This window comes from Aeromonas sp. QDB39 (assembly GCF_027707585.1).
Taxonomy (GTDB): domain Bacteria; phylum Pseudomonadota; class Gammaproteobacteria; order Enterobacterales; family Aeromonadaceae; genus Aeromonas; species Aeromonas hydrophila.
Window position 1 is genome coordinate 160,138 of record NZ_JAPCIV010000005.1, and the last position, 11,646, is coordinate 171,783.

The window sequence follows — 11,646 nt, forward strand, 5'->3', positions numbered from 1 at the left end:
CTCACACCCCCAGTTCCAGAAACTCCTTGGCGATGGCCCGGATCTCTTCGGCTGATTTGCCATCCGGTTCTATTTCCATCACCGACAACCCCTTCTCCTCGCTGTCATCGTAGACATTGCGGCCATAGGTAATGGAGTTGAGTACGTCGACACCGAAGGAAGAGCACACCTCCTTGGCCTCCAGGATCCGTTTCACCTGGTTGGGCAGGGCAGGGCACTGGGTCAGCACCACGGCCGCCCGCAGGCTGGGGTTGACCATCTTGCAGGTGGTGATGAGGTCTTCCATGTGGGGCAAGGTCTTGAGGTCACGGCGTTTGGGGCGCAGCGGGATCAGGGCGTGGGTGGCAACTGCCATGGTGGAGCGCAGAGCCCGGTTGTCCTGGCCGCCGCAATCGACGATGAGATAGTCATAGCGGTTCTTCAGGCTGAGCAGGTCGTTGCGGATGTTGCCGTAGAGCTGAACACAATTTATCTGGGGCAGGTCCGGATTGTCATTGCGCTCCTGGATCCAGTCCGAGGTGGTGCGCTGTGGATCGCAATCGACCAGCAACACCTCGCCATGAAACTGGGTCCTGAGGTAAACCGCCAGATTCTGGGCCAGGCAACTCTTGCCGCTCCCCCCTTTTTCGCCACCGACCAGCAGGATCATGACCGTCTCCTATCCCTATGAAAAACAGCTGCACTGAGTATAGGAGGGGGTTGGGCCATGACAAGCCAAGAGGAGGTAGCCTCCTCTTGGGCTCTCACTCTCAGTAGTGCTGGCTACCGCCATACCACTGACAGACATAGGCCGGCACCAGCATCTGGGGAGCCTTATCGACCTGGCATACCACCAGCGGCATGGCCGGCGCCCCTTCTGCACTGACCAGTGCAGGGGTCATGGGCAGCAGCAGGCTTGCAAACAACAGCAGTGATTTGATCTTCATGGTTAGCTCCTTGGTGATAAAACGGGTGTGATCCTGATCACTTTCTGAGTTAAGCCGAGGTGGTTGGTGACGCAAGGTGCTGAAATAAATTCAACTAATGAAAAAAGTTTGAAAAGAGCCGATGGCAGGCGTCCTGAAAAATGAGCGGCCAAGATGCGGACTGGGTGCATATCCATATAAATGATGAGCCGGCAGGTGCGTCGCAGCGGGCCTGCGCGAGCGGGTTGGACGAGATGCCATGATCTGGGACAACAAACAGATTATTCAGTGAGCAGGCAGGCAATGACTATTTATTTCCCCGTATCACCGCTTTGAAATCTCATAAAATTCAATTTTTTGCATATTAAATTCAATGAATATCGATTTTGTTTTTATCTATATGAAATTTAAGGTTTTTTGTTTTTATGTATATCCCTTAGTAGATATGGTGGATGAATGAAATAAGAAGAAATATGAAAAATTCACGATGAAAAGTGCGTATTTAAACGAAGGTGATGAATGGGAGATTGTCAGTTCTGTTATCCCTATCAAAGAATAAACCGTGATTTTATTCAGTTATAAGTGAATGTGATCAATGTCTAAGTTTGGTGTGATTCGCAGGTCTAACCTCGGTCTCGAAAGGCAAGGGCAGGATAGAACACAAGCCGATTACCCTACATAAAGAATATCCCGCCTTAGCCACGAGCATGAATAGAAGGAATCTATTCAATCACTCGCAGGGACCACTGCTAGACGGAATATAATCATGAGCAAATTTTATGTAGGTTCTGAAGTTGGCCAATTGCGCCGTGTCATGTTGCACCGCCCCAACCTCAGTCTGAAGCGTCTGACTCCTTCCAACTGCCAGGATCTGCTGTTTGATGACGTCCTGTCGGTTGAACGTGCCGGTCAGGAGCACGACAAATTCGCTCAGGTACTGCGCGATCAGAATGTCGAAGTTTTCCTGCTGACCAATCTGCTGGCCGAAACCCTGGACGTGCCGGAAGCCAAAACCTGGCTGCTGCAACATCAGGTCTCCGACTATCGCCTCGGCACCTCCTTTGCCAACGACGTGCGCTGCTTCCTGGCAGACATGCCGCACCGTGAACTGGCCCGCATTCTCTCCGGTGGCCTGACCTACTCCGAGATGCCCTACAGCGGCGTCAACATGGTCGTCGGCATGCACGCCCCGACCGACTTCATCATCGAGCCGCTGCCCAACCACCTCTTTACCCGTGACACCTCCTGCTGGGTCTATGGTGGCGTTTCCATCAACCCCATGGCCAAGGCCGCCCGTCGTCGCGAGACCAACCACGTGAAGGCCATCTACCGCTGGCACCCGCAGTTCGCCGGTCAGGACTTCATCAAATACTTCGGTGATGAAGATCGCGACTACGACAACTCCACCATCGAGGGCGGTGACGTGCTGGTCATCGGCCGCGGTTCCGTGCTCATCGGCATGTCCGAGCGCACCACACCGCAAGGGGTCGAACACCTGGCTCGCGGCCTGTTCAAGCACGGCCAGGCCAAACAGGTCATCGCCATGCAACTGCCGAAACACCGCAGCTGCATGCACCTCGATACCGTCATGACCCACATGGACATAGACACCTTCTCCGTTTATCCGGAAGTCATCCGCAAGGATGTGAACTGCTGGAGCCTGACTCCGGGCGGCGCCACCGGCATGAACATCAAGGAAGAGGGTTACTTCGTCACCGCCATCGAGAAGGCACTGGGTGTCGATCAGCTCAAGCTCATCACCACAGGTGGTGACACCTTCGAGGCCGAGCGCGAGCAGTGGAACGATGCCAACAACGTGCTGACCGTGCGCCCCGGCGTGGTGGTGGGTTACGAGCGCAATACCTACACCAACGAGAAGTACGACAAGGCAGGCATCACAGTGCTGCCCATCCCGGGTGAAGAGCTGGGACGTGGTCGCGGCGGCGCCCGCTGCATGAGCTGCCCGATGGAACGCGACGGCATCTAACAAGACGGCGTGGCGCCGGCAAGAGGTCGGCGCCACAGATACCAAGACTCGAGAGTAACACTCATGAAAAAACCAACTGTCGTCGTCGCCCTGGGTGGCAATGCTCTGCTCCGTCGTGGCGAGCCGCTCGAAGCTGACATCCAGCGCAAGAACATCGCTACTGCGGCCAAAACCATCGCCCTGATCGCTCAGGAGTACAACGTGGTGCTGGTGCATGGCAACGGCCCGCAAGTCGGTCTGCTGGCCCTGCAAAACAGTGCCTACACCAAGGTATCCCCCTATCCGCTGGATGTGCTGGGTGCCGAGTCTCAGGGCATGATCGGCTACATGCTGATCCAGGAGCTGAAAAACCTGATGCCGAGCCGCAACGTCACCGCGCTGCTGACCCAGGTGCAGGTCGATCCCAAGGATCCGGCGTTTGCCAATCCGACCAAATTTATCGGCCCCGTCTACGAAGAAGCGGAAGCCCGCACCCTGGCAGAAGAGAAGCACTGGGTGGTCAAGGCTGACGGCAAGTTCTTCCGCCGCGTAGTACCGTCCCCGCTGCCCCAGCGCATCGTCGAAGGCGACGCCATCGAAACCCTGATCGCCCAGGGTCACCTCATCATCTGTACCGGTGGTGGTGGCATCCCGGTGACCTGGGATGGCCAGAGCCTGACCGGCATCGAAGCCGTCATCGACAAGGACATGTCAGCCGCCTACCTGGCCAAGCAGATCAAGGCCGACGCCCTGCTGATCCTGACCGATGCCGATGCCGTCTATCTGGACTGGGGCAAACCGACCCAGCGTCCGCTGCGGATCACCAGCCCGGACGAGCTGGCCGGGGTCAAGTTCGATGCCGGCTCCATGGGGCCGAAAGTCGAAGCCTCCTGTGAATTTGTCAAAGCGACCGGCGGCATGGTCGGCATCGGTTCGCTGGAAGATGGCCTGGCCATCCTCAAGGGCGAAGCCGGTACCAATATCGTCGCCACCCGTACCGTGAATGCGTAGTTACAAATCTGTACTGAAGAATGCGTAGTCAACACTACTGCCTAAATTGGTCTGAACAAATATAGAGAGAACTCATCATGGCTTTTAATCTGCGTAACCGTAACTTCCTGAAACTGCTGGACTTCACCCCGCGCGAAATCCAATACATGATCGATCTGGCCATCGACCTGAAGAAAGCCAAATACGGTGGCTATGAGCGTAAACACCTGACCGGCAAGAACATTGCCCTGATCTTCGAGAAGACCTCCACCCGCACCCGTTGTGCGTTTGAAGTGGCGGCCTTCGACCAGGGCGCGCAAGTCTCCTACCTCGGCCCAAGCGGTTCCCAGATCGGTCACAAGGAGTCCATGAAGGACACCGCTCGGGTACTGGGTCGCATGTACGACGGTATCGAATACCGTGGCTACGGTCAGGAGATCGTGGAAGAGCTGGGTGCCTACGCCGGTGTTCCGGTCTGGAACGGCCTGACCAACGAATTCCACCCGACCCAGATCCTGGCCGACTTCATGACCATGCTGGAGCACGGCAAGGGCAAACGTCTGGATCAAATCAAGTTCGCCTACCTGGGTGATGCCCGCAACAACATGGGCAACTCCCTGATGGTCGGTGCCGCCAAAATGGGCATGGACATCCGCTTGGTTGCGCCGAAAGCCTTCTGGCCGGAAGAAGAGCTGGTTGCCAAGTGCCGCCTGATCGCCGAAGAGACCGGCGCACGCATCACCCTGACCGAAGATGTCAAAGAGGGTGTGCTGGGTACCGACTTCCTCTACACCGACGTCTGGGTTTCCATGGGCGAAGCGAAAGAAGCCTGGGATCAGCGCGTCAAACTGATGACCCCGTATCAGGTCAACATGGATGTCATCAACGCCACCAAGAACCCGGATGTGAAGTTCATGCACTGCCTGCCGGCGTTCCACAACGATGAGACCACCATGGGCAAGGAAGTGGCTGACAAATATGGCATGAAAGGCCTGGAAGTGACCGAGGACGTGTTCGAATCCGAGCACAGCATCGTGTTCGACGAGGCCGAAAACCGGATGCACACCATCAAGGCAGTGATGGTTGCTACGCTGGGCGACTAAGGTCGCAGTAGTGGTGCCGGGGGGTGACCCCCGGCTTTTCGACCATGTGACAGCGGCATAATACCTCTAACCCTACGACCCGCAGCCTGCATGGATACCACACCCACAGAAGGAAGCTGGACCATGACCAAATTCAAGTTCCCGTCAGCCTACACGATACTGTTCGTGCTGATCGCCCTGGTGGCCGCCCTGAGCTGGATAGTGCCGGCCGGCAAATATGAAATGACCATGAACGAAGCCCTCGGCAAGGAAGTGCCGGTGGCTGGTACCTACAAACTGGTGGAGGGCAATCCCCAGGGGATCGTCGACGTGCTGCTGGCACCTATCGACGGTCTTTATAACCATGACACCTATCAGGCAGGCGCCATCGACGTCTCCCTGTTCATCCTGATCATCGGTGGTTTTCTTGGCATTGTGACCAAGACAGGTGCCATCGATGCCGGCATCGAGCGTGTAACCGACCGTCTGCGCGGCCGTGAAGAGTGGATGATCCCGATCCTGATGGCGCTGTTCGCCGCGGGCGGTACCATCTACGGCATGGCCGAAGAGTCGCTGCCGTTTTACACCCTGCTGGTACCGGTGATGATGGCCGCCCGCTTCGACCCGGTCGTGGCTGCCGCAACCGTGTTGCTGGGGGCCGGTATCGGTACCCTGGGTTCCACCATCAACCCGTTCGCCACCGTGATTGCCGCCAACGCGGCCGGTATCTCCTTCACCGACGGCATCTGGTTGCGCGTCGCCATGCTGGTTGCCGGCTGGCTGCTGTGCGTGGCCTATGTGATGCGTTACGCCAAGATGGTACGCAACGACCCGAGCAAATCCCTGGTGGCTGACAAGTGGGAAGAGAACCGTGCCCACTTCCTCGGCAACAAGAGCGACCAGATGCTGGAGTTCACCCTGACCCGTAAAATCGTGCTGGGTATCTTCGTCGCCGCCTTCGCCGTGATGATCTACGGGGTGGCCGTGCTGGGCTGGTGGATGGCGCAGATCTCCGGCGTGTTCCTGGCCGCCGCCATCATCGTCGGTGTCATCTCCCGCATGAGCGAGGAGGAGCTGACCTCCAACTTCATCGATGGTGCCCGCGACCTGCTGGGTGTGGCCCTGATCATCGGTATCGCCCGCGGTATCGTGGTGGTAATGGACAACGGCATGATCACCCACACCATCCTGCACAGCGCAGAAGGGATCGTGACCGGCCTCTCCACCGTGGTGTTCATCAACGTGATGTTCGTGCTGGAAGTGGTGCTCTCCTTCCTGGTGCCGTCCTCCTCCGGTCTGGCCGTGCTGACCATGCCGATCATGGCGCCGCTGGCCGACTTCGCCAACGTGGGTCGCGAGCTGGTGGTCACCGCCTATCAGTCCGCCTCCGGCCTGGTGAACCTGGTGACCCCGACCTCCGCCGTGGTCATGGGTGGCCTGGCGATTGCCAAGGTGCCTTATGTACGCTGGCTGAAATGGGTGGCCCCGCTGCTTGGCCTGCTGACCGTGCTGATCGTGGTCTGCCTGAGCCTGGGTGCAGTGCTCTGATCCACCACGAAGAGAACGCTGAAAACGGGAGCCACTGGCTCCCGTTTTTTTATGGCTGATTCATGACGACTCAAGTCGTGGGGAGGGGGGGATGCGGATGAACCGTTTTGGCGAAGATCAGCGGCAACAAAAAGGCGACCTTCTGGTCGCCTCGATCTCTTCGGGGGAGAGGGCTTAGCGGGCTTGCGCCAGGGTACGTACCACGGCGGCGTGGGCCTGACGGGTGCGGCTGATGTGGCGCGGGGCGACCAGCACCACGTCGTTGCCGGCGACGGCGCCCATGATCTCGGGATTGGCGTTGCGATCCAGCAGGCGGGCCACCACGGTGGCGGCACCAGGGGTGGTGTGGATCAGCACCATCTGCTGGTTGTGCACCACTTCGCGCACCATGTCGTGGATGGAGCGGGTGCTGCCGGCGGGCTCCAGCTGCTCGTCCACCAGGGTGTAGACCTTCTTGCCGTTGGCGTTCTGGGCCTTGGCCACGCCGAGCCGGCGCAGCAGGCGGGAGATGGTGGACTGGCTGATGTCGGCGAAACCGCGCTCCGACAGCTCGCGGCGGATCTCCTCCTGGGTGCTGTAGCAGTGCTGGCCGATGATCTGGCGACAGGCATCCAGCTGGGCCAGATCGGGCTCTTGTTCCACGGGACGACTGAGGGTTTTGACCACGGCGAATTCCTTTGATGATGACCGACGGTAAACGCTCGATATCTGCCGCATTCGCTGAATATCAGCAAAAAATACTGGCAATCAATGCACTGGCAGGAAATGAGCGGGAATAGCTCTGTTTGGATGGCAAATTATAACCAACTGGTTATTTGGTGATGTGACAGGGGTCAAAAATGGGCCCCTTGGGGCCCACCTGGATATCTTTTGAGTCTGGCTATCAGTAGCGTTCGCTGACGATGTCCTGGGTGAAGGACTTCTCGCAGTATTTGCACTTCATCCGCACCACGCCTTTCACCTCGCGCACCCGGAAGTAGCTGTCCACCGGCTCGTTGTGGGAGATGCAGTTGGAGTTGGGGCAGTGGAACACCCCGGCGATGAACTCCGGCAGCTCCAGCTGGTGTTTCTTCACCACGGCGAAGTCTTCGATGATGTTGACGGTCGCCTTGGGGGCGAACAGCGCCAGCTGGTTGGCCTGCTGTTCGGTCAGGCGGGTGTTCTCGATCTTGATGAGATCCTTCTTGCCCAGCGCGCCGGATTTCAGGTTGAAACCGACGGTGATGCGCTCCTGGGTTTCGATCAGCTGGAACAGCTTGAGGATCTTGATGCCCTGGCCGGCGGGGACGTGGTCGATGACGGAGCCGTGACGGATGGCTTCGACTTGCAGTTGGTTCTTCTCGGACATGATATACCCCTTTCCCTTAGACGGTTTCGTTCAGTACCAGAGCCAGCAGCGCCTGGCGTGCATAAACCCCGTTCTCCGCCTGCTGGAAGTAGTAGGCGTGGGGAGTCTTGTCGACCGCGACGTCGATCTCGTCGACGCGGGGCAGGGGGTGCAGGATCTTCATGGTGGGCTTGGCGCCTTCCAGGGTAGCCACTTCCAGCACGAACTTGGCGGCCATGTGTTTGTATTCGGTCTCGTCGAAGCGCTCTTTCTGGACCCGGGTCATGTAGAGGATGTCGAGCTCCGGCATCACCTCTTCCATGGTCTCGTGCACGCTGAACTGGATGCCTTTCTCTTCCAGCTCCTCGCAGATGTAGTCCGGCATCGCCAGCGCTTCCGGCGAGATGAAGAAGAAGCGGCAGTTGAACAGGCTGAGGGCCTGGGCCAGCGAGTGCACGGTGCGGCCGTACTTGAGGTCGCCGACGAAGGCGACGTTGAGGCCGTCCAGCTTGCCTTGCGTCTCGTGGATGGAGAAGAGGTCGAGCAGGGTCTGGGTCGGATGCTGGTTGGAACCGTCACCGCCGTTGATGACCGGTACCCGGGAGAACTCGGAGGCGAGGCGTGCGGCGCCCTCTTTCGGGTGACGCATTACCACCGCATCGGTGTAGGAGCCGATGATCTTGATGGAGTCGGCCAGGGTCTCGCCCTTCTTGGCGCTGGTGTTGCCACCGTCGGCGAAGCCGATGATGTTGCCGCCCAGGCGCTGGACCGCGGTCTCGAACGACAGGCGGGTACGGGTGGAGGCTTCGAAGAAGCAGCTGGCAACCAGCTTGTCTTTCAGCAAGCGGGTGTCGGGCTCGGCCTTCAACCGCTGTGCGGTTGCGACCACCAGTTCCATGTCGGGCCGGGTCAGGTCCGAAATGGAGATGACATGTTTCTTATAGAGTGGATTGGTCATCGTCTGCATTCCCTTTGACATCAATGAAGGTTTTTCGGGCACAAAAAAAAGCCCCTGAAACAGGGGCTTTTTTTAAAAACAATTGGGGATCTGTGGGTCGGGAACCGGAAACAACGGGGCCGCTCTGGTGCGCTCCACCCGTCTGCAAGGCTGTTTTTTTCAGCAAAAACTGCATCGTCCTGTCCTGACCTTTTTTCAAACCGGACAGATTATAGAGTCGCATTTTGAATTGTCAAAAATTTATTTCAAAGGCAAGATTTACGCGGAAAAACGTTTAACTGTCGTGAACTGGCCGGCAAACCCACACCTGGTGTTCGGCCTGTAATGGCTGCGCATCTTCGGCCATGCTGCGCAGATAGGCGAGTCTGTGGTGCCCCTCCAGCAGACAATAGGGTTGTGGCAGCGGGTGACCGTCCGGGTAGCTGCTGCCTGCCGCCGATGCCAGCACTATGATGGGTTCGGACCAGGTACCCTGGCTAAGCATGTACTCCCCGAGCCAAGATCGACGGACGTAACGGTTGTGCCTCAGCATCTCGCCCCAGCGTTCGACCACCTCCATATGGCGGGAGCCGGTCTGCTCGATGATCTTGGCGGTGGGCCAGCTTTCACACTCGAACTGGTGGCGGGCGAGATCGATAAAGCTCCAGTTGGATTCAAAACCGCGCCAATGGCGGTAAATCCACTGGGAGAGCACATTGTCGGGAATGAAGGGCACCAGCGGGGCGACCCGTGCCAGATAGTCCGGCAGGGCCTCGGTTTTGCTCTCATCCCGGAAGTTGAGCGGTGCAAGTTGTTGAAGTAACCGATAATTGAGCATGAGCAGCCTCCTCATTGCCTGGCCACCTCTTCACCCTACCCCCATTGCCGCTGCTTTCCTACCCAAACAAGGCTGTAAATACAGCGAGTTACCCCCTTTGGCTGCAAAAAGTGACCAGATCTGCTCGTCCTTTGTGCAATCGCACCGAAAGTGAGAAAAAAGCCTTTACCTTTGATCCCGGCTTTGTATAATTCGCCTCGTTTGTTGCAGGGGCGTAGTTCCAATTGGTAGAACAGCGGTCTCCAAAACCGATGGTTGCGGGTTCGAGTCCTGCCGCCCCTGCCATTTTTCAGAGAAGCCAGCTCATTGAGCTGGCTTTTCGCTTTTCCGGGCCTCCCATTTTTTCCCATCGTCCCTTGCCCCGACTGCTGTAGCAGGGCGCTTCCTCCTCTTGTACTCGTTCCTCCCGACCGCTAGTCGTTGTTGCGCCGGTTTGCCCTGTCGTTTCTGGCAATCGTCCCGCCGCGCTCCCTGTGCTACATAACAGGGTCGGTGCCTTGGCATGCCGTTGGCAGGCCGGCACTCAATGCTCAAGCCGTGGATTGTGGGCGTGAACATCAGCTGAGGAGAGCGAACCATGAACAAGGCAGTTGAAACCCGATTGAACAAGTCCCGTCCCGGTGGCTGGATCCCCCGCGATGGCGCCCATATCGAGCGCTGGATCCGGCGGATCAAGCACTACGTGACCCAGCAGCCGCGGGCGCTGGTGCCACCCATCGCCGAGCTGCGGGATCTGGTCCATGCCGACCCTGCGCTGCATGCCCAGGCCGAAGCCATGTTCAAGGAAGCCTGGCGCCACAAGCACCTGACCCCGCTCGGTCAGCCAGAGGTACGCTCGTTCGAGGAGTTCCTGGGGCTGCTCAATGGCATCATGACCACGGCGCCCGAGGCGTATCAGGACATCCCCAGCCACGAGCCATCCGGTCTCATCGGCTTTCCCATCAATGCCCTGCTCGACTGGCCCATGGCCACCCAGGCCGGCTATCACTTTTTTGCCAACGCCCTGATCAACCAGCAGTTCAAGAAGATCCTCGATTACTGGGCCCAGTTCCTGCAAAGCCCGGCTTCCCGCTACGTGTTGAATGAGCCGGTCAGCCGGCTGGATCAGGAGACCCTGGTGGTGCCCTGGCTCGGCAAGGTGGCCAAGGCCGAGATGGTCAAGGTGGCGAGCGAGGCGGTCGGGGAGGGGCCCAACCCCACGCCGGGCAGCTTCGAGCAGATCTTCGAGTGCGAGCCGGCGGCCGAATACCACGGGTTCAGCTGCTGGGACGACTTCTTCACCCGGCGTTTTCGGGCCGGGGTGCGACCGGTATCTGCGCCGGCGGATGACAGTGTCATCGTCAATGCCTGCGAATCGGCGCCGCTGCAGGTACGCAAGGAGGTGAGCCGCAGCGATCAGTTCTGGCTCAAGGGGCAGCCCTATTCGCTGGACAACATGCTCGATTTTGACGATCTGGCGCCCCGTTTCGAAGGTGGCACCGTCTACCAGGCCTTCCTCAGTGCGCTCAGCTACCACCGCTGGCACAGCCCGGTGAGCGGCACCATCCGCAAGGTGCGCATCGTCAACGGCACCTACTATCTGGAAAACCAGTTCGAAGGTTTTGCCGACCCGCAGGGGGCGGATCCCAGCGCCCCCAACAATTCCCAGCCGTTCCTCACCTCGGTGGCGACCCGGGCACTCATCTTCATCGAGGCCGACAACCCCAAAATCGGCCTGATGTGCGTGGTGCCGGTGGGGATGGCCGAGGTGTCGAGCTGCGAGATCACGGTGCAGGCGGGGGATCGGGTGCAGAAGGGGGATCCGCTCGGCATGTTCCACTTCGGTGGCTCCACCCACTGCCTGCTGTTCCGCCCCGGCGTCAGGCTGGAGTTCGACTTCCATGGCCAGGCCCCGGGGCTGGATGCGACCAATATGCGGCTCAACACCGCCATCGCCCGGGTCAAGTAGTACCGTCGCTGGATAGTAAAAGGCCGCCCTAAATAGCTGTTCCGAATAGTAGATCACCGGAGGAAGGGAACTCAGTCCAGTTTGTGCGATCTGATTAGTCGCTAA

12 protein-coding genes and 1 tRNA gene are annotated in these 11,646 nt (G+C 58.6%); 6 read left to right on the plus strand and 7 right to left on the minus strand.

The window, feature by feature from the left end; translation table 11 throughout:
• Nucleotide 1: 1 nt before the first annotated feature.
• A complete protein-coding gene (locus PG899_RS04680) occupies nt 2-649 on the minus strand; it encodes an AAA family ATPase (RefSeq protein ID WP_011707757.1) in 648 nt (215 codons plus the stop codon).
• A gap of 100 nt (nt 650-749) precedes the next feature.
• Nucleotides 750-926, minus strand: coding sequence for a hypothetical protein (locus PG899_RS04685; RefSeq protein WP_017409769.1), 177 nt, complete (start codon nt 924-926; stop codon nt 750-752).
• Nucleotides 927-1,671: 745 nt separating this feature from the next.
• Between PG899_RS04685 and arcA the strand changes: the two genes are divergently transcribed.
• The 4 genes from arcA to PG899_RS04705 all read left to right on the plus strand — a co-directional run bounded on the left by arcA (nt 1,672) and on the right by PG899_RS04705 (nt 6,491).
• A complete protein-coding gene (gene arcA, locus PG899_RS04690; RefSeq protein ID WP_011707755.1) occupies nt 1,672-2,892 on the plus strand; it encodes an arginine deiminase in 1,221 nt (406 codons plus the stop codon).
• 63 nt (nt 2,893-2,955) lie between these two features.
• Entirely contained in the window at nt 2,956-3,882 is a 927-nt protein-coding gene (arcC, locus tag PG899_RS04695; RefSeq protein ID WP_011707754.1) for a carbamate kinase, read from the plus strand.
• A 77-nt stretch (nt 3,883-3,959) separates the two neighbouring features.
• A complete protein-coding gene (gene argF / locus PG899_RS04700) occupies nt 3,960-4,964 on the plus strand; it encodes an ornithine carbamoyltransferase (RefSeq protein WP_017409770.1) in 1,005 nt (334 codons plus the stop codon).
• A 123-nt stretch (nt 4,965-5,087) separates the two neighbouring features.
• Nucleotides 5,088-6,491 (plus strand): YfcC family protein, encoded by a 1,404-nt coding sequence (locus tag PG899_RS04705; protein WP_011707752.1) that lies wholly within the window; start codon nt 5,088-5,090, stop codon nt 6,489-6,491.
• A 174-nt stretch (nt 6,492-6,665) separates the two neighbouring features.
• Here PG899_RS04705 and PG899_RS04710 read toward each other — a convergent pair whose 3' ends face one another.
• The 5 genes from PG899_RS04710 to PG899_RS04730 form a co-directional block, all read right to left on the minus strand.
• Nucleotides 6,666-7,157, minus strand: coding sequence for an arginine repressor (locus PG899_RS04710; protein ID WP_016352302.1), 492 nt, complete (start codon nt 7,155-7,157; stop codon nt 6,666-6,668).
• A gap of 217 nt (nt 7,158-7,374) precedes the next feature.
• Complete coding sequence (gene pyrI / locus PG899_RS04715; RefSeq protein ID WP_011707750.1) at nt 7,375-7,839, minus strand: aspartate carbamoyltransferase regulatory subunit; 465 nt, start codon at nt 7,837-7,839, stop codon at nt 7,375-7,377.
• 16 nt (nt 7,840-7,855) lie between these two features.
• On the minus strand, nt 7,856-8,776 hold the full coding sequence (pyrB, locus tag PG899_RS04720; protein ID WP_016352301.1) for an aspartate carbamoyltransferase: 921 nt from the start codon (nt 8,774-8,776) through the stop codon (nt 7,856-7,858).
• Complete coding sequence (locus tag PG899_RS04725; RefSeq protein WP_123785055.1) at nt 8,757-8,951, minus strand: hypothetical protein; 195 nt, start codon at nt 8,949-8,951, stop codon at nt 8,757-8,759. Before PG899_RS04725 ends, pyrB begins: the two co-directional genes overlap by 20 nt.
• A gap of 99 nt (nt 8,952-9,050) precedes the next feature.
• A complete protein-coding gene (locus PG899_RS04730) occupies nt 9,051-9,593 on the minus strand; it encodes a hypothetical protein (RefSeq protein WP_011707748.1) in 543 nt (180 codons plus the stop codon).
• 208 nt (nt 9,594-9,801) lie between these two features.
• Here PG899_RS04730 and PG899_RS04735 point away from each other — a divergent pair.
• Nucleotides 9,802-9,878: transfer RNA gene (locus tag PG899_RS04735), tRNA-Trp, on the plus strand.
• Nucleotides 9,879-10,170: 292 nt separating this feature from the next.
• On the plus strand, nt 10,171-11,541 hold the full coding sequence (locus PG899_RS04740) for a phosphatidylserine decarboxylase family protein (RefSeq protein WP_113994473.1): 1,371 nt from the start codon (nt 10,171-10,173) through the stop codon (nt 11,539-11,541).
• Nucleotides 11,542-11,646 lie beyond the last annotated feature (105 nt).